Annotated in this window: 26 protein-coding genes; 17 read left to right on the forward strand and 9 right to left on the reverse strand. The window is 57.6% G+C overall.

Annotated features, from left to right (window positions below):
• Positions 1-12: 12 nt before the first annotated feature.
• The 3 genes from hydE to JNO48_08260 form a co-directional block, all read right to left on the reverse strand.
• Positions 13-1,068: a [FeFe] hydrogenase H-cluster radical SAM maturase HydE gene (gene hydE, locus JNO48_08250; protein ID QTE67200.1), complete on the reverse strand. Its 1,056-nt coding sequence runs from the start codon at positions 1,066-1,068 to the stop codon at positions 13-15.
• Positions 1,065-2,276, reverse strand: coding sequence for a [FeFe] hydrogenase H-cluster maturation GTPase HydF (hydF, locus tag JNO48_08255; protein QTE67201.1), 1,212 nt, complete (start codon positions 2,274-2,276; stop codon positions 1,065-1,067). Before hydF ends, hydE begins: the two co-directional genes overlap by 4 nt.
• A gap of 157 nt (positions 2,277-2,433) precedes the next feature.
• Positions 2,434-2,679 (reverse strand): iron-only hydrogenase system regulator, encoded by a 246-nt coding sequence (locus JNO48_08260; GenBank protein ID QTE67202.1) that lies wholly within the window; start codon positions 2,677-2,679, stop codon positions 2,434-2,436.
• A 205-nt stretch (positions 2,680-2,884) separates the two neighbouring features.
• Here JNO48_08260 and JNO48_08265 point away from each other — a divergent pair, with 205 nt between their 5' ends.
• Together JNO48_08265 and JNO48_08270 are read left to right on the forward strand one after the other, a co-directional pair.
• Positions 2,885-3,028 (forward strand): hypothetical protein, encoded by a 144-nt coding sequence (locus JNO48_08265; GenBank protein ID QTE67203.1) that lies wholly within the window; start codon positions 2,885-2,887, stop codon positions 3,026-3,028.
• A gap of 112 nt (positions 3,029-3,140) precedes the next feature.
• Positions 3,141-3,692: a histidine phosphatase family protein gene (locus tag JNO48_08270; GenBank protein QTE67204.1), complete on the forward strand. Its 552-nt coding sequence runs from the start codon at positions 3,141-3,143 to the stop codon at positions 3,690-3,692.
• 64 nt (positions 3,693-3,756) lie between these two features.
• On the opposite strand, the gene JNO48_08275 is transcribed toward JNO48_08270, so the two are convergent.
• Both JNO48_08275 and JNO48_08280 read right to left on the reverse strand, forming a co-directional pair.
• A complete protein-coding gene (locus JNO48_08275) occupies positions 3,757-4,944 on the reverse strand; it encodes a hypothetical protein (protein QTE67205.1) in 1,188 nt (395 codons plus the stop codon).
• 5 nt (positions 4,945-4,949) lie between these two features.
• A complete protein-coding gene (locus JNO48_08280) occupies positions 4,950-5,423 on the reverse strand; it encodes a sigma-70 family RNA polymerase sigma factor (protein QTE67206.1) in 474 nt (157 codons plus the stop codon).
• Positions 5,424-5,666: 243 nt separating this feature from the next.
• Between JNO48_08280 and JNO48_08285 the strand changes: the two genes are divergently transcribed.
• The 8 genes from JNO48_08285 (at position 5,667) to JNO48_08320 (ending at position 10,588) form a co-directional block, all read left to right on the forward strand.
• A complete protein-coding gene (locus tag JNO48_08285; GenBank protein QTE67207.1) occupies positions 5,667-6,119 on the forward strand; it encodes a GNAT family N-acetyltransferase in 453 nt (150 codons plus the stop codon).
• A 282-nt stretch (positions 6,120-6,401) separates the two neighbouring features.
• Entirely contained in the window at positions 6,402-6,950 is a 549-nt protein-coding gene (locus JNO48_08290; GenBank protein ID QTE67208.1) for a GNAT family N-acetyltransferase, read from the forward strand.
• A 13-nt stretch (positions 6,951-6,963) separates the two neighbouring features.
• The gene (locus JNO48_08295) at positions 6,964-7,482 is read left to right on the forward strand and encodes a GNAT family N-acetyltransferase (protein ID QTE67209.1); all 519 of its coding nucleotides are present in this window, start codon (positions 6,964-6,966) and stop codon (positions 7,480-7,482) included.
• Complete coding sequence (locus tag JNO48_08300; GenBank protein QTE67210.1) at positions 7,479-8,240, forward strand: nucleoside phosphorylase; 762 nt, start codon at positions 7,479-7,481, stop codon at positions 8,238-8,240. The genes JNO48_08295 and JNO48_08300 overlap by 4 nt, the downstream gene beginning before the upstream one ends.
• Positions 8,241-8,260: 20 nt before the next feature.
• Positions 8,261-8,641 carry a hypothetical protein gene (locus JNO48_08305; protein ID QTE67211.1) on the forward strand — a complete coding sequence of 127 codons (381 nt, stop codon included), beginning with the start codon at positions 8,261-8,263 and terminating at the stop codon, positions 8,639-8,641.
• Positions 8,642-8,672: 31 nt separating this feature from the next.
• Positions 8,673-9,230, forward strand: coding sequence for a GNAT family N-acetyltransferase (locus JNO48_08310; GenBank protein QTE67212.1), 558 nt, complete (start codon positions 8,673-8,675; stop codon positions 9,228-9,230).
• Positions 9,231-9,253: 23 nt separating this feature from the next.
• A complete protein-coding gene (locus tag JNO48_08315) occupies positions 9,254-10,072 on the forward strand; it encodes a class I SAM-dependent methyltransferase (protein ID QTE67213.1) in 819 nt (272 codons plus the stop codon).
• 3 nt (positions 10,073-10,075) lie between these two features.
• Entirely contained in the window at positions 10,076-10,588 is a 513-nt protein-coding gene (locus JNO48_08320; GenBank protein ID QTE67214.1) for an NUDIX domain-containing protein, read from the forward strand.
• Between the two features lie 15 nt (positions 10,589-10,603).
• Here JNO48_08320 and JNO48_08325 read toward each other — a convergent pair whose 3' ends face one another.
• The 3 genes from JNO48_08325 to JNO48_08335 all read right to left on the reverse strand — a co-directional run bounded on the left by JNO48_08325 (position 10,604) and on the right by JNO48_08335 (position 13,301).
• Positions 10,604-11,377, reverse strand: a complete 774-nt coding sequence (locus JNO48_08325) for an MBL fold metallo-hydrolase (GenBank protein QTE67215.1) — start codon at positions 11,375-11,377, stop codon at positions 10,604-10,606.
• A gap of 125 nt (positions 11,378-11,502) precedes the next feature.
• Entirely contained in the window at positions 11,503-12,666 is a 1,164-nt protein-coding gene (locus JNO48_08330; protein ID QTE67216.1) for a 4Fe-4S binding protein, read from the reverse strand.
• Positions 12,667-12,671: 5 nt separating this feature from the next.
• Complete coding sequence (locus JNO48_08335; GenBank protein QTE67217.1) at positions 12,672-13,301, reverse strand: rubredoxin; 630 nt, start codon at positions 13,299-13,301, stop codon at positions 12,672-12,674.
• Between the two features lie 270 nt (positions 13,302-13,571).
• On the opposite strand from JNO48_08335, the gene JNO48_08340 reads away from it, so the two are divergent.
• The 6 genes from JNO48_08340 (at position 13,572) to JNO48_08365 (ending at position 17,752) form a co-directional block, all read left to right on the forward strand.
• Complete coding sequence (locus JNO48_08340; protein ID QTE67218.1) at positions 13,572-14,711, forward strand: hypothetical protein; 1,140 nt, start codon at positions 13,572-13,574, stop codon at positions 14,709-14,711.
• Positions 14,712-14,861: 150 nt separating this feature from the next.
• Positions 14,862-15,284 (forward strand): NUDIX domain-containing protein, encoded by a 423-nt coding sequence (locus JNO48_08345; GenBank protein QTE67219.1) that lies wholly within the window; start codon positions 14,862-14,864, stop codon positions 15,282-15,284.
• Positions 15,285-15,306: 22 nt separating this feature from the next.
• Positions 15,307-15,549 carry a purine biosynthesis protein PurH gene (locus tag JNO48_08350; GenBank protein QTE67220.1) on the forward strand — a complete coding sequence of 81 codons (243 nt, stop codon included), beginning with the start codon at positions 15,307-15,309 and terminating at the stop codon, positions 15,547-15,549.
• Positions 15,550-15,563: 14 nt separating this feature from the next.
• The gene (locus JNO48_08355) at positions 15,564-15,986 is read left to right on the forward strand and encodes a hypothetical protein (protein ID QTE67221.1); all 423 of its coding nucleotides are present in this window, start codon (positions 15,564-15,566) and stop codon (positions 15,984-15,986) included.
• Positions 15,987-15,998: 12 nt separating this feature from the next.
• Positions 15,999-16,451: a peroxiredoxin gene (locus tag JNO48_08360; GenBank protein ID QTE67222.1), complete on the forward strand. Its 453-nt coding sequence runs from the start codon at positions 15,999-16,001 to the stop codon at positions 16,449-16,451.
• A 32-nt stretch (positions 16,452-16,483) separates the two neighbouring features.
• Positions 16,484-17,752: a GNAT family N-acetyltransferase gene (locus JNO48_08365; GenBank protein ID QTE67223.1), complete on the forward strand. Its 1,269-nt coding sequence runs from the start codon at positions 16,484-16,486 to the stop codon at positions 17,750-17,752.
• A gap of 64 nt (positions 17,753-17,816) precedes the next feature.
• Here the strand turns inward: JNO48_08365 and JNO48_08370 are convergent, their stop codons facing one another.
• The gene (locus JNO48_08370; protein QTE67224.1) at positions 17,817-19,277 is read right to left on the reverse strand and encodes an alpha-L-fucosidase; all 1,461 of its coding nucleotides are present in this window, start codon (positions 19,275-19,277) and stop codon (positions 17,817-17,819) included.
• A 207-nt stretch (positions 19,278-19,484) separates the two neighbouring features.
• Between JNO48_08370 and JNO48_08375 the strand changes: the two genes are divergently transcribed.
• The gene (locus JNO48_08375; GenBank protein QTE67225.1) at positions 19,485-20,012 is read left to right on the forward strand and encodes a GNAT family N-acetyltransferase; all 528 of its coding nucleotides are present in this window, start codon (positions 19,485-19,487) and stop codon (positions 20,010-20,012) included.
• The last annotated feature ends 19 nt before the right edge of the window (positions 20,013-20,031 follow it).

Raw genomic sequence — 20,031 nt, forward strand, 5'->3', positions numbered from 1 at the left:
AGTTACCTCCTTTTATTCTTCCCGGACCGCGTCACCGCGGGCGGTAACGGTCCGGTACCCGATGCTTTCCATCCGCGTTTCCAGGCAGCCGCGGCACTGCGCGGATTCCTCCCCGGTGCAGATCTTGTTGTCGTACAGTTCATATTGCTTCCGGACGCTCCGGGGCGACAGGTTCGGCATTACGACGTTGGCGCCGGCGAGGATGCCCATCTCCCGTCCGCGCGGGTGGATGGTGCCGAGCGCCGTGGTGGCCGGCAGCAGGACCGCCGGGAGCATCAGCCGGATGACCGACAGCAGGAAGCAGGTCAGCTCCGCGCTGCCCGCCGGCATATTCCGGAAGGGTGTCTGGTGATGCGGGATGAACGGCCCGATGCCGCACATATCCGGCCGGAAGGTTTCGATGAACTTCAGGTCCTTTGCGAGTTCTTTCTCCGTCTGGCCGGGGGAGCCGACCATGAACCCGCAGCCCACCTGGTAGCCGATTTCCTTCAGCTCCCGGAGGCACTGTATCCGGTGGTCAAAGGACATACCCGGCGGGTGCAGGCGGGCGTAGTGCCCGCGGTCCGCCGTCTCATGGCGCAGCAGGTACCGGTCCGCACCGGCATCGAACAGCGCCTGGTAACTTTCCCGGCTGCGCTCCCCCAGGGAGAGGGTTACGGCGCAGTCCGGGTACCGCTTTTTGATTTCCCGGATTACGGGGATCAGCACCTCATCGGTGAAATGCCCGTCCTCGCCGCCCTGCAGTACAAAGGTGCGGAAGCCCAGAGCGTATCCATCCTCCGCGCAGGAGAGAATCTCCTCCGGGGTGAGGCGGTAGCGGACCAGCGCGGTGTTGGACCGGCGCAGCCCGCAGTACAGGCAGTCATTCCGGCAGATATTGGTGAATTCAATCAGGCCGCGGATGAAGACGTCATTGCCGTAGATCCGCTTTCGCTCCGCCACAGCGAGGTCTGCCAGCAGCCGCGCGGATTCCGGTGTGCGCTGACGGATCAGCTCCGCATATTCCGCTTCCTCCAGGCTGCGCGTTTCCTGCAGCTTCCGGATGAGGGATTCCGGATTTCCGTTCATTCAAATCCCTCCCCGAGCAGCGCGTGGATTTCCGGGAACAGGCGGAGGCTCCGCTCCAGCACGCCGGTGATATGCGCGATCACCAGCCCGTAATTGGTGAAGGGTACTCCCTGGGCTTCCGCCATTTCCCGCCGTGCCTGCACTTCCTTTTCGGTGATCATGCACCCGCCGCAGTGGATCACCGCGGCATACGGGGAAAGGTCCTCCGGAAAATCCGGCCCGGAGCAGGTATCGATTTCGATTGTGCGGCCGGTATGCTCCCGCAGCCAGCGCGGGATTTTTACCGTGCCGATATCATTGCACTGGCGGTGGTGGGTGCAGCCCTCGGCCATCAGCACGCGGCTTCCGTCCCGCAGGGACCGGAGCGCCGCGACGCCCCGCACCGCGGTTTCCAGGAAACCCCGGTAACGCGCCATGAGGATGGAAAACGAGGTCAGGGGGATTTCTTCCGGTACCCGGGGGGCAACTGCGCGGAATGCCTGGCTGTCAGTTACGACCATGCGCGGCGGTGAAGCGAGTGCGGACAGCGCATCCGGCAGCTCCGTTTCCCGGGTGACCAGGGGCAGTGCCCCGGCCTCCAGCAGGTCGCGGATGGCATGCTGCTGCGGCAGGATCAGCCGGCCCTTCGGTGCGGATTCATCGATCGGGCAGACCAGCACCACGCAGTCGGCCGGACGGACCAGGTCCGCGATGAGGCACTTATCCGCCGCACGCCCCGGCAGCAGGCGGGCCATGCGTTCCTTCAGTTCCCGGATGCCTTCGCCGGTGAGGGCGCTGACCGCCACGGTCCGGTCATCTTCCGGAACTGTCCGGCACAGGTCCTGCTTGTTCATGGCCACCAGGAAGGGGATATTCCGCTCCCCGAACAGGCGCAGCAGCTCCCGGTCGGTCTCCTGCAGGCCGGCGGTACTGTCGGCCACCAGCACGGCCAGGTCCGTCCGCCGCAGAATCTGCCGCGTACGCTCCACCCGCAGGCTGCCCAGGCCGCTCGCATCGTCGAATCCGGGCGTATCGGTGATGACCACCGGGCCCAGCGGCAGCAGCTCCATGGTTTTCGAAACCGGATCCGTGGTGGTGCCCTTCACTTCGGATACCACCGAGACCGCCTGCCCGGTGACGGCGTTCACCAGGCTGGACTTCCCGGCGTTCCGGCAGCCGAAAAAGCTGATGTGCACCCGCTCGGCTGCGGGCATCTCATTCATGGACATCGTGTCACCTCCGCAAAGAAAAATCGCCGTGATCCCTGACGGAAACACGACGACAAAAAACAAAGCCTTTTATCGCATCGGTTCTTTCGCCTCAAGTTTCGTTTCGGCGTCAGGGGATGCCTTGGAAAATATTCAGTTCACCGGAATCCCGGAAAGATCAGACGGCGGAGTAGGTGGCCTTGGCCCGGAGACCTTTGATCCGGCCCAGCGCGCCGGTCAGCGCGTTGATCCGGTCGTTCGGCGCGTCAATCGCCAGGCAGATGATGCTGATCTTCCGTTCCCGATAGGGAATGCCCATTCTTCCGATGATGTACTGGCTGTAATCGTGGAGCAGGCTGTTCAGCTCGGTGACGGCGTCCCCGTCCTCGACGATGATGCTGATGACCGCAACCCTGCTATCCATCCGAACCCCTCCAGACATTACCGGTGCGTACCGGGCAGGCTCATTGTACATCACACCCGGCGGGTTGGCAAGGGAAATTCCGGAGGGGGAGAAAAGTCAATATTTTGTATTTTTTTGAAATTTTCCTGAAATGGATATTGTATTTTATCTCTCCTGGCTGTACAATCTGTGGTAGTTCTGACAGAAGAAAAGGGAGTGTCGACCGATGTTCGAGGAAACGCAGGAAGCGCAGGCACCGCTGTGGGAAGATTCCCATCCATGGCTCGTCAGTATCCCCTCCGCGAAGGAAGAGGAAGACTCGGTGGATGAGATGCTCCGCTATTCACTCGACGAGATTCGTTTCACCTGACAGGGGAAACTGTCTCCGGATGACAGAATCGGAAATGACCTGATGATACGCGGCAGGGGGAGATGATCCCGCTGCCCGGTTTCTTTTTTACGGGACCTTTGGAGGAACAGGCATGCTCTACATCATGCGGCACGGAAGAACCGACTGGAACGACCTGCGGAAGCTGCAGGGGCGGACGGATATCCCGCTGAATGACGCGGGAAGGGAAATGGCGGAAGCCGCCCGGAAGGAATACGCGGACGTCCATTTCGATATCTGCTTCTGCTCCCCGCTCATCCGGGCACGGGAAACCGCGGAAATTGTGCTGCGGGACCGGAATATCCCGATTGTTCCGGATGACCGGCTGAAAGAGATGTCCTTCGGCGAGTGCGAGGGGCTGGAGAACAGCTTCGGTATTTCCGACTGCAAGGTCAATGTGCTGTTCCGGGAACCGGAAAAGTATACCGACCTGCCGGAAGGCGCCGAAAGCCTGGAGGAACTGTTTGCCCGCACCGGGGAATTCCTGCGGGAAAAGGCGGATCCCCTCCTGGCGGAGGGAAAAGACGTGCTGATTGTCGGCCATGGCGCCATGAACTCCAGCATTGTCTGCCAGCGGAAGGGACTTCCCGTTTCACAGTTCTGGAGCGCCGGAATCGAAAGCTGCCGGCTGATGGAGCTGCCGTAGGGAAATATTGCAGAACCGCCCTGTTCTTTTGAACAGGGCGGTTCTGTATGGGATTGGCGCATGGTTATTCCTGTGAGGGATGGATTACTGCAGATCCGGATTCGTATGATTCTGAAAGAGGGATATACAGCAGTTCATCGGAGGAATCTGCAGCCGCAGGATGGTATTGGCCAAAGTGGAGGCAGATTGCTTCTGCATCCCGGGGAAGATTCAGGGACAGTTCATCGATTCCGCTGATGCGGTTCGTTTCCGGATCCGGATAATAATCAGGCGGGTTTTTATCGAGAACAGCCGGGACAGGCTGCAGGGAATCAGGCATATAAGCACAGAAACTACACCCGGTCAATGTTTCCGGATCTTCCGAATGGAGGATGTCCGCGTGAAAACTGATCACTGCCCGGGTTTCCAGGGAAGACCGTTTCAGCGTCAGGGTGTCCACGATTACCGGACCGGTCGGTCCGGTAATCTCCTGATTGACCGGAATCGTTACGGTTTCCAGATCGGAGACCGGGAGCGTGATGGCTGTTCTTTTGCCACTGGCATACACAGCCTCCCAGTCGGGTTCCTCTTCACTTTCCGGGAGCACATAGGATATCCAGTCCAGGTCGATGGCCTGTTCGTTATCTGCCGGGGTCCAGAAAGCTTCGGATACGAAGATGGCTTTGGTATCATCCACGCACCACAGCATATCCTGCCATCTATTACACTGCGGGTTTTCCAGCTCCACATATACGGGAATCACAGGAAGCTGCTTTTCATCCGCATAATCCTGAACAGTCCGCGGGTCATCTGTGCCGCGAAGGTCATACAGGTAATTTCCGAGCGGGGTCTGATCCGCAGGATCGGACCAGTGCCGGAACAGCGCCGGGCTTCCGTCCTTCATGCTGATTTCCGTCATCACGATTGCGCGGCCGGGAGTCGCGTATGCGTCCACAATGCGGAACAGAACGCCGTCCAGTTCCGTTTCCAGGTTCTGGTCAAATCCGCTTTCAAAGTTTTCCGGAACATCCTGGTCGCCGTAAAAGCGGGAAAAACTACCGATATTCCATCCGCTGAGCGTGGCGGCGACAGCCGTCAGGGACAGCAGGGCGAGTACAATGGCAAAGACCAGGCCGACAGATTTTTTCTTCTTCATTTGGGGTTCCTCCTCAATCATCAGCTTTGCGAGCTTGGCTTCGCTCCGCGCGTCAAAGCCTTCAGGAGGTTCAGGCAGGTTCATCTGCAGCTCTTTTTTCAGTTCGTTCTGATTCATAGCGTTCAGTCCTCCTTCCTGACATCAACCCGAAGCATATTCAGGGCTCTGGTGATGCGGGTGGAAACGGTTCCCCGGGGAATCTGCAGGATTGCGGCGATATCTTCTTCCCGCATATTTTCCTGGTATTTCAGGATCAGCGGAGTCCGGTATTTCTCCTTCAGCCCGGAAACATATTCCCGGACGGATGTGCCGGCTTCCGGTGCGGCCAGGGTATCCTGGTAATCCTCCAGCGGTTCGGTTTTCCTGCGTTTGCGCAGTTCCGCCCGGGCTGCGTTGACTGTGCAGCGCATCAGGTAGACCGGCAGGCGGTCTTCATCCTGGATGCGCGGCAGGGCTTTCCATGTCTGCTCTGTTGCGGTGGAAACCGCGTCTTCCGCATCGGCCGGGGACCGCAGTATGCTCAGGGCAACGCGGTACAGCCGGTGCCGGTTCAGGCGAACCGCGGCCACAAACGCGTTCTCAAGCTCCCGTTCCATTCCATCACTTCTCCTTGTTTCGTATCCGGATACATAAATATAGATGCACCGGCGATGCGTTTTTGCTTCATTTCCGCAAAAAAAATTTTTTGCGTACCGGGCATTATAACAGATGGTGCCCGGATGTAAAGCATATCATGCTTCCGGGGCCAGCGTCTTGACCGGGGCAGGGGGTCCGGTGGTACAATGAAAGCCATCCCGGAAAACCCGGACTGAAAAAACAGGAATACGGAGAAGGCAGATATGAATATTCAGTACAGGAAAATGACGGAGAATGACCTGGAAACCTTCATTACGATGCGGATCACCCAGCTGCGGGAGGAAGGCGCCACGGAGGACGTGGACCTGGTGCCGCCGCTGATGGACTATTACCACCGGCACCTGGCGGACGGAACGTTTGTCTCCTGGCTGGCGGTGGACGGCGAAAAGATTATCGGCACCAGCGGTATGTCCTTTGTGGAGAAACCGCCGTATTTCAGTTGTCCTTCCGGAAGGATCGGCCTGCTTTCCAGCATGTATACGGATCCCGGATACCGCCGGATGGGCATCGCAAAGGAGCTGCTCCGCCGGGTGGTGGAGGAAGCGCGCGCGTACGGCTGCGGAAACGTGCAGATTACGGCGTCCGATATGGGCGTGCTGCTGTACACGGACTTCGGTTTTAAGAAGAACGGGAACTTCATGCAGTACAAACTGTAAGGAAATTTTTCATCCGGGCCGGAAAAGGGTTGACACGGCCTGTCCTTTTGATGTATAGTCACCCCAATATTTTCCGGAAAGGAGCTCGTCCCATGATCCGGTGCGGATACGTCCATGAACTGCCGGCGAACAACGAACACGTTGTCCGTTACTTTGTCGTATCCGTTATTTCCGTCCAGAAGGTCAGGGAAGAGTAGTCCGGTATATCTTTACAGCCAGCCGGCCGCTTATCCCTGACGGATAAGCGGCTTATTTTTTATATATCCAAAGGAGGGGATTCCCATGAGGTTTGCGGAGAAAACCATCACCCTGAAGGACGGCAGGACCTGTATCCTGAAGCCGCCCGCGCCGGAAATGGCCGAAGAAATGGTCGGGATCCTGAAGCAGGTTGCCGCGGAAACGCCGTTCCTGTCCCGGTATCCGGATGAGGTGGACGCGACACCGGAAGGTGAAAAGGAGTTCCTGCTCGGATCCCTGGAGAGTACGGATTCCGCGCTGGTGATCGCCACGGTGGACGGTAAAATCGCGGGGCATGCCGGCGTCCACGGGAGCCGCGTCCGGCGGAAAACCCGCCACCGCTGCACGATGGGGATTTCCCTGCTGGAGGAATACTGGGGACTGGGAATCGGCACCGCCGTCATTGGGTACCTGGGTGAACTGGGAAAACAGATGGGGTATGAGCAGATGGGACTGATCATGGTGGCGGAAAACGAACGGGCCGGGGCCCTGTACCGCAAATGCGGGTTTACTGAATGCGGAAGGCAGTACCGCGGCATGAAGTTTGACGACGGAACCTACCACGATGAAATCCTGATGGTGAAGATGCTGTAAAGGAGGGACAGAAATGAGAGTCTGCCTGGAAACGGAGCGGCTGATCCTTCGCAACCTGGTGCCGGAGGATTATGAGGCGGTGTTCCGCTGGTGCGGCGATCCGGACGTCGCGCGGTATATGGTTTATCCGGTCTATACGAAGGCGGAGGATGTCCGGACCTGGATTGAATCCCTGGATCCGGATGACCCCGATGAATATGACGTGGGAATCGTGCTGAAGGCGACGGGCGAACTGATCGGCGGAGGCGGGATCTTCTACCGGCCGGAGCGGGATCTCTGGACGATCGGCTATAACCTCCGGAAGGACCAGTGGGGAAACGGATATGCCGTGGAGCTGATCAAAGCCCTGCTGGAGCATGCGGGAAAGACCCGGGACATCCGGGGAATCGAGGGAACATTTGCCAGTGAGAATGCCAGGAGCCGGCGGGTGATGGAGAAGCTCGGCATGGAATATGTGGAGGATGTGACCCTGACCAAACTGGACGGGAGCGAAAGCTATCCCGGAAAACGGTACGGGAGGATGTTCAGATGATTACAGAATCCTTTGACAACACAAGCGAAGCGATCATTTCCCCGAGGATCCTTTTCGGTGAGCAGAACCGGATCTGTGACCTGGCCATCGGCACCTTTTCCCGGGAGATCTGGCCGGCGGTGCTGGAAAAATACCCGCATGAGCAGATTGCGGAAATCCGCGCGGCAAACAGGATCAAGCCGATTTACCTGCTGACAGTGGACGGAATGAAGGTGGTATTCTACCTGTCTGAGATCGGTTCGGCCATGGCGGCCACGGACGTGATTGAAATCAACTGGAAGACGGGAGCGGAACGCTTTATCCTGTTCGGGTCGGCCGGGGCGCTGGACCGGGAGGCAACTGCCGGAAAGTATGTCATTCCGACCGAGGCGTACCGCGATGAGGGAATGTCTTATCACTATGCTCCGCCGGCAGACTATATCACCGTTCGCAATGCGGATTTCCTGGAAAATGTTTTTGCCCGGCACCATCTTCCGTATGTAAAAGGAAAAGTGTGGACCACGGATGCCCTGTATATGGAAACACGGGAACTGGTCCGCCGGCGGAAGGCGGAGGGATGTATTGCCGTGGAAATGGAACTGGCCGGCGTCCAGGCAGTCTGCGACTACCATGGGCTGGAGCTGTATGATTTCCTCGTCACCGGGGATGTGGTGGACCAGCCGGAATACACCCCGGACGGCCTGACGGAGGCCAATCATTCGCAGGACAAGTTCGATGTGGCAATCGCCATTGCGAAAAACATCAAAGGCCTTGCCTGAGAAAAGCGGAGGATGCGGGGATGGAATGGAAGTACATGAGGATCCAGGGCCGGGAGGACTCCTGGGTGACGAAGTACCCCAAGGGGATTTTCGGCATGTGCTGGCGGATGATCATGGACGGGCAAATGGAACCGGAAGACGAGAAGCTGTTCCGGGAGATTGTTGATTGGTTTATCGCAAACCTGCCCCAGCCGGAGCCGTGCAGAAACGGGGAGAAGGTCATTACCTTCTTCAAGACCGGGACGACAGGGGAGATGCTGCGGAAGATTGAACCGGCGGTCCGTCTGCTGGACAAGTATGAGCACCCGTACGACATCGTTTATACCAACTTCATCGGTACGGTCATCTATGAGGATGAATGGCAGGTGGCCGTCCGGGTGGAAAACGGAAAAATGATCTGATATGATTCTATGGAAGAAAGGGGCAGGAAACATGATCATTCCGGAAATCGCATTTACCCTGAAGGACGGGCGGAAGGCGGTCCTTCGCAGCCCGCGGGATGAGGATATCCCGGGCATGCTGGAGTGCCTGTATGTGACGGCCGGGGAAACTGAGTTTATCCTCCGGTATCCGGAGGAGTGCGGCAAATATACGCCGGAAGGCGAGAAAGCGCTGTTTGACAGTCTCAATGCTTCCCCAAACGATGCAATGCTCCTGTGCCTGGTGGACGGAAAAGTGATCGGGAACTGCCAGATCGCCTGGAAGAATTCCATCAAGACGCGGCACCGGGCCAGCGTGGCGATCGGGCTGATGAAGGAGTACTGGAACCAGGGAATCGGGACCCGGATGTTTGAGGAAATGATCCGGATTGCGGAGGAAAACGAAAACATCCTGCAGATGGAGCTGGAGTTTATTGAAGGGAACAGCCGTGCCCGGGCCTTGTATGAGAAAATGGGCTTCCGGATTACCGGGGTCAAGCCGAACGCGGTCCGCCTGAGGGACGGGACGCTGCTGAATGAATATTCCATGATCCGGGAAATCAAACGGTAAGAAGAAGGAGAGGGGAAAAGAAGATGCGGGAGGAAACGGATACGATCCGATCCCATTATGATATCAATCCGCAGAAGGAATGGGACCGCCTGAAAAGGAGGTTCCCGTATGAAAAATACATCACGATCCATATGATGGACCGGTATATCCGTCCGGGAGATACGATCCTGGATATCGGCGGTGGACCCGGGCATTATTCTGTCCATTATGCCAGGCAGGGGCATGATGTCACCCTGCTGGACCTGAGCGGTGAAAATGTCCGTTTCGCAAAAAAGAAAGCCCGGCAGTACGGAGTGAAGATCACGGCGCTGCAGGGAGATGCGCTGGATCTTTCCCGCTTTGCGGAAAACACATTTGATATTGTTTTTCTGATGGGTCCGCTGTATCATCTGATGAATGAGGAGAACAGGCTTCAGGCTGTCCGGGAGGCAAAGCGTGTGCTGAAGCCGGGAGGAATACTGTTCAGCAGTTTTATCCTCATGTTCGGCGGTGTGATCTATGGGATCCGGGAAGTTCCGGAAACCATTACCTGGGACCGGCAAAAGGAAATGATGATCTATGAAAACGCGGCGACAGAAGAAAGCGCGTCTTTTCATTCATTTACCTATGCCTGGATGACGACGGTCCGGGATGCGAAAAAGCTGATGGCGTCCGTTCCGGGACTCAGGACGAAAAATGCCTTCGGGCAGGAGAGCATCCTTTCCCCGTATCGGTATGTCCTGGCCGGCATGCCGAAAAAGACCCGGATGGCCTGGTATGATTACGCACTGAAGTTCTGCGATAAGGAAGACTATCTGACCCATACCGAGCATCTGATGATTGTTTCAGAAAAGGAGACCTAACCTATGTCCGCTGAAATCTGGGACCTGTACGATGAGCAGGGCAACAAAACCGGGGAGACCTGGGAGCGCAGCCGTGCCGGGGAAATACCCGAAGGGCGGTGCCATATCGTATGTGATATCCTGATCCGCCATCGGGACGGGGAGTTCCTGCTGACGCGGCGGGATCCGAACAAGAAACCGTATCCGGGCTGCCTGGAAGCCAGCGCCGGCGGATCTGCCCTGGCCGGGGAAACGGCGGAGGAAGGCGCCCGCCGGGAAATGAAAGAGGAGACCGGGCTGGAAGCCGGGCCGCTGGAACAGATCAGCGTGACGCACTGGCCCGGGAGCAAGTCCGTGATCTACGCATACCTGGCAGTGGTGGACTGCGCGAAGGACGCGGTCGTTCTCCAGGAAGGGGAAACGGTGGATTACATGTGGGTGGATTATCCGACGCTCATGAAACTGATTACTGAAGACGAGGTGCTACAGGTTCAGTATCCCCGTTATAAGCCTTACCTGGATCAGCTGGAAAGCTGATCCGGTTTTCTTTTTTCAGATCTCAATGCAGTCACCGGTTCCCAGGTAATGGAGACGGTCCATGTGATCCTGCATAAACCTGTACTGTGCTGTTCCTGTGCAGTGGCAAGTATAGCAGACTGCCGGATATGTGTTCAGTTCCCGGGCATAACCGGCCAGTATATCATCCAGGGGCAGTTTGGACATATGGAATCCCCCGATCAGGATATCCGGACGGAACCAGTGCATAATATTCAGGATCCCCCGATGCGAACACCCGCTGAAGAGGATCCTTTTTCCGTTTTCTTCCGCCAGCAGGTAATGCTCATGCCGGAAATCCTCCGGCAGAAGGCGGCCGTCCCGGACCATGTTCAGCCCGGAAGAACCGAAGTCCATGATCTTTGGGGCATCGGGACAGTTGTGCAGGGAGATGCCTTCGGCAATTGTTTTTTCTGAGTCGATGAATACAAGACGGCCGGATTCCTGCAGTTCCGGATCCAGCCCGATATATTTTTCAGTTCCGTTGTAATGCGGTTCAAAGGCATACCGGCTGAGGTAAACCGGCGCATGACTGTTCAGCGACAGGAAGGTTTTCAGTCCGCCGCCGTGGTCATAATGGCCGTGGGACAATACTGCAAAATCGGCTGTGTCCAGATCAATGCCCAGGGCCTCCGCGTTTCGGGCAAACAGGTCCGTCTGCCCCATATCGAAAAGGAAACGGATTCCGTTTGTTTCCACGAACAGGCTGAGCCCGTGCTCTGCGGGAAGCCCGCAGTCGGAAGTGTTTTCCACCAAAGCTGTAATCTTCATTTCCGGCCTCCGGTTTTTGAACTGATATTGATTATACCAGAATACCGGGACCGGAAAAAGGACGGCAGGCAGCAAAAAAACAGGGCCCCTTCCGGGACCCTGCGGGTATCAGGCGGAGTATACGGTCAGTAGTTTTCAGCATTGACTTCGAAGTAGCTCTGCGGATGGGCGCATACCGGGCAGACTTCCGGGGCTGCGGTGCCGACAACGATATGCCCGCAGTTGCGGCATTCCCAGATTTTCACTTCGCTCTTTTTGAACACTTCCTGCATTTCCACATTCTTCAGGAGGGCGCGGTAGCGTTCCTCATGATGCTTTTCGATTGCAGCCACCATGCGGAATTTGGCGGCCAGGGCCGGGAAACCTTCCTTCTCGGCGGTGACGGCAAAGCCTTCGTACATGTCGGTCCATTCATAGTTTTCGCCGTCCGCGGCCGCAGCGAGGTTTTCCGCGGTATCGCCGATCCCGTTGAGCTCTTTGAACCAGATCTTGGCGTGCTCCTTTTCGTTGTCCGCGGTTTTCAGGAACAGCGCGGCGATCTGCTCAAAGCCTTCCTTTTTGGCCTTGGAGGCAAAGTAGGTATACTTGTTCCGGGCTTGGGACTCGCCGGCGAAGGCGGCTTCCAGGTTTTTTTCGGTCTGGGTTCCGGCATAGGGATTCTTCTTCGGCGCTTCCGCTTCCACCTTTACGAATTTGGAGGCAGGCTGTTTGCATACCGGGCAGGTAAAGCCCTCGGGCAGGGGGCCTTCGTGAACATAACCGCAGACAGAGCATTTCCAGGTTTCCATTTTGGTTTCCTCCTTTATTGTTTCGGGTTCATTGAATGAAAGGGTATTGAGCAGCTTCTCCGCTTCTTCCGCGGGGAAGCCGGGATCTTTGATTTCGGACAGGAGCTTTTTCAGGAGTCCGCGGGCGTTTCCGCTCTGCGGCAGCATATAGCCGGCTTCGCGGAGCAGGTCTTCCGCCATGATCCGGTTTGATTTTTCCAGCGCCCTGGCCAGCTTTCCGGGAAGCCGGGCGGCCATCTGCTCCTGCTCCATTTTGGACGCGGCCAGACCGCGGAGGGCGGCGATCACTTCGGCTGCCTTGGCCTGCTGCGGGGGATATTCCCTGGGAACCAGGCTGATGGCGCCGGAAGGGCAGGCATCCGCGCAGGCGCCACAGCCAATGCACTTATCAGCGTCGATGATGCTGTTCTCGGTATCAGACGCGCCGGTGGGACAGACATAGAGGCAAAGGCAGTCCTTGCTGCACAGCCGGATATTCCGGATGGCGATTTTTCCGCTCATATGCTTTACCCTCCTATCTCTTCGAATTTGCGGTTCGGCACCTTGCATACCGGGCAGACCTCGGGCAGTTCATCGCCGATGTAGACAAAACCGCAGATTGTGCAGACGTATACATGGGAGTTTTGCAGCATCGTGTCTCCCTCCTGCGCATACCGGGCCAGCAGGGAGCGGAGGATCCGGGACACCTTCTCGCTCCAGACCAGGCTCCGCTGTGCGCCCCGGTCGCCATACTGCCGGGCAGCGGCGTTCACTGCCGGGAAGCCGGTTTCCAGGTCCGCGTTGATTTTACCCAGCAGCCGGTCAAAGGACGCGTCCACGGCGCTGCTCCGGGAACCGAACCACTCCGCCAGGCGGCTGAAGGCGGCTGCGGATTCCGGCAGGTACTGCTTTTCACAGCCCTTGGCCAGGTTGGAGCACAGGACGCTGACCTCGATGGCGGTCAGCTCCCGCATATCGCTTTCTCCGGTCGGGACCGGGACGGCTTCGGCTGCCGGGACAGCCGGGCCTTCCGGAACGAAATCGGATTTGGACGCACCGCACAGCGGGCATTTCCAGTCCGCCGGCAGTTCAGCCCAGGGGATTTTTTCTTTCTCCTCATCATATACATAGCCGCAGATGGAACAGGTATACCTCATTCGGGCCCTCCTTTCACGGGGATGCACAACAGACTGCCGGACCGGGATACTGGATTGCGCCGGAACCGATACAGTCAGGTATGCAGCAGATATCTTTGATGATAGATATATTAGACAACAAAGTGTACATTAAGTCAAGCGGTAAAATTTTTCGGCCGGTATTTCCCCAAAAAGACTGTTCAGAAAGTCCGGTACGTGATATATTCTCTTCCGGTTCATGACATGAACCGTGCCTGATCGGAAGGCAGACCCGGAAAAGGAAGCGCAGAGATGAAGAAGGTATTCGGTTATTTCAGAAAGGAAATGATGCTGACGCTGTCGCTGCTGGCGGCAGTAGTGGCTTTGATCATCACACCGCCGTCGGAACGGCTGCTCCGGGATATCGACTGGCGGACGCTGGGCACCCTGCTGATGATGCTGTGCGTGCTGGAGGGCTTCAAGAAGGAGAATATTTTCCGCCCGCTGATCCGCCTGGCGGCCCGGATGAAGCGGATGACCACGCTGACGCTGTTCCTGGTCTTCGGCGTTTTCTTCACGTCCATGTTCGTGACCAACGACGTCTCGCTGATTATCTTCGTGCCGCTGACAATCCTGCTGTTCGGGGCGGCCGGGAAAGAAAAATACATTCTTCCCGTGCTGACGTTTCAGAATATCGCGGCGATCCGCGGTTCCCTGCTGATGCCCTTCGGCAGCCCGCAGAACCTGTTCCTGTACGGGCAGGCCAGTGTTTCGGCCTGGCATTTCATGCTGCACATGCTGCCGCTGTGCGTGATGTCCGCCGCGCTGCTGATCGGCTTTATCTTCTTCCTGTACCGGAAGGATCCGCGCGAGGCGATTGATGCCGGCACGGTGGACAAGCCGTGGACGCCGGAGGGAAAGACCCGGCGGATTGTGTACCTGGTTCTTTTCGCGCTGATCATCGCGGTGATCGTCACGCGCACCACCCTGTGGCCCTGGGCGGTGGCGGTGGTCATCGGTGCCATCCTGCTGGTGGACCGGAAGCTGCTCCTGCAGGTGGACTATGTGCTGATTATCACGTTCCTGTGCTTCTTTGTTTTTTCTTCCTCCATCGCGGCGCACCCGGGCATCTCCGGCGTGCTGACAAAGGCGGTGGCGGGCAATGAATACTGGTGGGCCATCGGCCTGAGCCAGCTGATTTCCAATGTCCCGGCAACCATTGTGCTGTATCCGTTCACAGAGAACTTCGCCGGGCTGATCTACGGCGCGGATACCGCTGGCCTGTGTTCCCTGATCGGGTCGCTGGCTTCGGTGATCAACTACCGGATTTATGTGCGTTCCTATCCGGGCAAGGGCGGAAAGTTCATCAAGGTGTTTACCCTGATCAGCTGGGCGTTCTTCCTCATTGTGGTGATTCCCGGCTTCCTGCTGAGCGGCTGGCCGTTTTTCTGATACGACAAGCCATGAAGCCCGGTCCGGTGAATCCGGACCGGGCTTTTGTTGTCCACGGCGGATCCCTCCCGGATGCCGGCAGGAAAAAAAGGACCGGAACATGAATTCTATATGCAGGATATTGCGGTTCCCGGACAGGGAGGGGTAAAGATGAAACACGAAAAATCCTGCGGCGCAGTTGTTTATACCATCGAGGACGGCCGGCTGCTGTTCCTTGCGGAGCATATGCGGCTGGGGCACATCTCCATTCCCAAGGGGCATGTGGAAGGAAACGAGACGGAAGAGGAAACCGCCCGGCGGGAGATTAAGGAGGAAACCAATCTTGACGTCCGGATGGATACCGCCTTCCGGCAGGAGGTTTCCTATTCCCCCGCGGCAGGAATCATGAAGCAGGTGGTCTTTTTTGCGGCGGAGGCGGTTTCCCGGGAAATGAAGAACCAGGAATGTGAAGTTTCCGGGCTGGAATGGCTGCCGGCGGATGAAGCAATCCGGGCCATGACCTATGATACGGATAAGGAAGTGCTGGCACGCGCGGTGGAATACCTGGGCCGGAAGCACGGGCTGGATGCCTGATGCGGCATGGAGGAAAACAGGAATGAACAGCATCCGGATTGCCGATACTACCCGAGAAGAGCGGGAGCAGATTGTTGCGGAATCCATCGGGAATACCGACGGCCTCTGTGACGGCTGCAGCCCGGGAATCATTGAAATGTACCAGGATTATATCGACGGGAAACGGGAGCTCCGGGAGATCAACGCGGAATTCCGCGCCCGGTATATGTCCGGCGCGCAGGGCCCGGCCCGGGGCGGTTGCGTTTTTGCCGGCGGGGAAGGCTGAAACGGAGGAGACAGATGAAGAGAACCGTGGAGGAACTGCTGGAGGAAAAGTATGTGCTCGTGGATATCCTGCCGCGGCGGGTGCCGGCCGGGAGCCCCGGGCAGTATTTCGCGGTGGAAGGATACCTGCTGCGGGAGCCGCAGCTTTCCGCCGTCAAACAGAAGCATATTGACCTCATCCTGAAGCTGAACTGCTACCGGGACATATCGGCAGATGAATGGAAAACCGTGAATCCGCCGCCGGAAGAGCTGGCTGAAGCGATGCGTCGGGAACCGGTGATGATTATGACCGGGGATTCCATGTTCTTTTCCGAGCCGGATGACCTGTGCATGACGCTGTATCATCCGGACGGGGAACTGCTTTCCCTGGTGCGGACGCTGGCCGCCGGGGAAGGACTGTATGTTTGGGAACCGGATCCGGAAACGGATAACGGATAAGGAGGAAGGAACATGCTGAATATCGGAACAACCGCGCCGGATTTCGCACTGCCGGACCAGAACGGGGAAACCCGGAAACTGTCGGACTTCAGCGGACAGCGCGTGATCCTGTATTTCTATTCAAAGGACATGACTTCCGGATGCTCAAAGCAGGCCTGCGGGTTTGCGGAGCTGTACCCGCACTTCCGGGAGAAGGGCGCGGTGGTCATCGGCGTCAGCAAGGATACAGTGGCCAGCCATAAAAAGTTTGAGGAGAAGTACAGCCTGCCGTTTATCCTGCTGTCCGATCCGGAACTGGACGTGATCAAAGCCTATGACGTCTGGCAGGAGAAGATGAACTACGGCAAGCCGACCATGGGCGTGGTGCGGACCACCTACCTGATTGAAAACGGGAAGATCATCAAAGCCTTCGGCAAGGTGAAGGCGGCGGACAATCCTGCGCAGATGCTGCAGGAACTCGGATAACAGAAAATCAATGCTTTGGAGGAACACCCGGAATGATCACGGATTCTTTTGACAACCGGTCGCCGGCCATCATCAACCCGGTGCGCAGGGAAAACGCGCCTGAGGTGGATGCGTGCATCGTTACCTTTTCCCATGAAATCGAGAAGTATGTCGCGGAGAAGTACGCATCCGGGGAGATCGCCGCGCTCTGGTGTGCCAGCGGGAAAACCCCGGTGTACCTGATTGAGCGGAACGGCAGGCGCTTCGCGTTCTACCGGACGTATGTCGGCGCGCCGATCACCGTGGGCCTCATGGAGGATGCGATGACCGAGCTGAAGTGCGACCGGTATATTCTGTTCGGCGGCGCGGGCTGCCTGAATAAGGAGATCGCGCACGGCAAGGTCATGGTGCCGACCGCCGCGTACCGGGATGAGGGAACCTCCTACCATTACGCCCCGGCCGCGGACTATGTGGACATGAAAAATGCCGCGGTTGTGGCGGAATGCATGAAGGCGAACGGAATCCCGTATGCGCTGGGGAAAACCTGGACAACGGATTCCTTCTACCGGGAGACGCGGAACAACTTTGAAAAGCGGAAGGCGGACGGGTGCATTTCCGTGGAGATGGAAAGTGCCGGCGTTCAGGCGATGTGTGACTTCCGGAATATGGACCTGTACGCGTTCTTCACCGGCGGTGATCTGCTGGACGCGCCGGAATGGAATGCGCGGCAGAATGAGAACAATGACGGCGGACAGCACGACGTCGGGCATTTCAGCATCGCGCTGGCCCTGGCGGAGTATGTGGCGAGTCTGCCGGATCAGCATGTCCGGATTGAACCGTTTGACATGAAATACCTGGATGAGTACTATACCGGCTTCAACCGCGAGATCACGAAATACCAGTGGCCGGATCCCTTTGAAAGCCGGGAGGCGGCAGAGGAACTGCTGCAGTCCTTCCTGGATGAGATGGAGCGCGGGGAAACCCTGCTGTTCTCCATCTTTTCCGGGGACGACCGTTTCCTCGGCAGCGTGGAGATCCACGGCGTGGACGGTGACTGCCCGGAACTGGGCATCTGGGTAAAGGAGCCGGAACAGAACAAGGGCTACGCATACAGGGCGCTGGGTGAAGCGCTCCGCTATGCCCGGAAGCATTACGGGAATGTTGCGTTCTACTATGAAGCGGATGTCCGGAACATGGGAAGTCTCCGTCTGCTGGACAAGTTTGCAGATGAATATGAAATCATCCCGTATGAGCCGGAAAAGGTCACCACGGATTCTGGCAAGGAGCTGGAGCTCCGGGGATATGAACTGCGGGTGAAATAACCCCGCCGGCATAAAAAGATGCGGTCCGTACTGACACGGACCGCATTTTCTGTTAAATGAAGGATCAGCCGAGCTCCACAGCCAGGCAGGGAACATACTCGGTGGGAAGCTGCTCCGGCATCTTTACCGTGAGGACGCCGAACTGGTGGACGAACGGCACCTCGCCCACGCCAAGCAGGCGTACGGAGCGGACCTGCTCCCCTTCGCCGAAGCTGCGCAGCACGGCGCTTTCGCCGGCCTTTGCGCCCATCATGAAGGCATATACAGTATTGCCTTTGCAGGTGAAGCGGTAGTCGGACGGAGCCCAGGTGATCGCGTCCTCGCGGAAATCCTTGAATTCGAGGGCGGATGTGCCTTCGCTGACGGTTTTCCAGGGACGGGTTTCGTAGATGGCCTCGCCATGGACGGCGAACCACTTGGCCAGCTCGTCCAAGATGAATTCCGCCTCATCGTCGATGGAACCGTCCGGCTTCTGCAGGATGTTGAGCAGCAGGCAGCCGTTCTTGGAAACGACGTCGATGAGGATGTCGATGATCTCCCGGGGCTTTTTGTATGTCGCTTTGGCATCGTAGAACCATCCGCCGATGCAGGTGTCCGTCTGCCATGGATACTCGCTGGCACCCTTCAGCAGGGCACGCTCCATATCCAGCACACCGACGCGGTAGATGTCGGCAAAGCGGCTCTTCTGGGTATAGACGGCCTGGTTGGTGCCGTGCACTTCAGCGGATTTGTTGTACAGGCGGGCGACGACTTCCAGCCCTTCCCTGTAGCGGTCATCCAGCACATAGTTTTCATTTTCCAGCCAGGTGTCGCAGAAAGGCAGCGCACCGTCGGAGTAAAGGAAGTCCGGCGCGTAATTGTCGATCAGCTCGAACATGCAGCGCTTCCAGTAATCATGGAATTTCTCGTTGGCGGTATACCAGGGGGTGTAGGGCCAGTCGTTGATGGCGTCGGAATATTCATAATTGTCGTGGTAGAAATCCCGCCAGGCCGGATCGTTGCCGTCATACGGGACGCCCTTGTACGGACCGTAGGAATCGCAGCCCTTGTTGACGCGCCACCAGCTGAAGGACGCGCCCAGGTGCTCGGTTACACCGAAGGGCAGGTTGTATTTCTGCGCGGCGGCCTTCCACATGCCCACGATATCCTTGTGCGGGCCGACGTTCATGCTGTTCATGCGGTTCAGTTCCGATGGATAATTGAAGAAGTGGTCATGGTGCATCGCCTGGGATACGAAATACCGGGCGCCGGCCTTCACGTATTTTTCCATCAGGCGGTCGGGATCAAAGTTCTCCGCCTTCCACAGGGCGCAGATGTCCTTGTAACCGAATTTGGACGGGTGGCCGTAATGCCGGATATGATAGAGATACTGCGGGGAGCCCTGTACATACATGTTCCGGGCATACCAGTCGCCGCACATCGGCACGCTCTGCGGGCCCCAGTGGCTCCAGATGCCGAATTTCGCGTTGCGGAACCATTCGGGATACTCGTGCTGCCAGAGGGATTCAAATGTCGCGTCAAACATCGGTCTGAAAGACCTCCTTATTTTATTCATGGGAATCTGTTACCGGTATTATATCGGACATCGTAAACGTTTACAAGCATGATTTTTCCATATTCGCCTTGAAGAACAGGCGCCGATTGGGTACAATCGGATGAAAAGGGGCGCCGGAACGGACGGGGAGAGGTCCGGAAAGACCGGCAGACCGGAAACAATGGATGGAGGATGAACATGAAACTGCTGGAACCGATCCGGACACCGAGACTGGTGATCCGGTCCTATACAAACGCGGACAGGGAGTTTCTCCTGTCCACCTGGGGTGACCGGGAAAACGGAAAATACATGGTCGATCCCGCAAGGGAGAACCAGGATGAGCGGTATCTGTCCCTGATTGACAAAATGGAAGATGAGCCGAACGGATACTACCTGATCGCAGAGCTGCGGGAGGACGGGTCGCGCGTCGGCACCTGCTGTGCGTTTCCGGAGAACGGGAATTACGATATCGGCTACTGCATTGCCAAAGACCACTGGCGGGAAGACCTGGGAACCGAGATGATCGGCGCGCTACTGCAGTGGATCCGGGCGCAGGGCGGCACGTCCGCCAGCGGCGAGATCGCGGACCGGAACGCGGGTTCAGTCGCGCTGGCCCGGAAGCTCGGGTTTATGCCGGATGAGGAAACCCGGTATAAGAAGTGGGGCGAAGAGACGTATTTCGACGCACATATTTACCGGGTGGACCTGACAAAGGAAGGCAAGTAACCGGCAGGGGGAGAAAACA

The sequence above is a fragment of the Clostridiales bacterium genome (assembly GCA_017569285.1).
In the GTDB taxonomy this organism is placed as follows: domain Bacteria; phylum Bacillota; class Clostridia; order Christensenellales; family Aristaeellaceae; genus Aristaeella.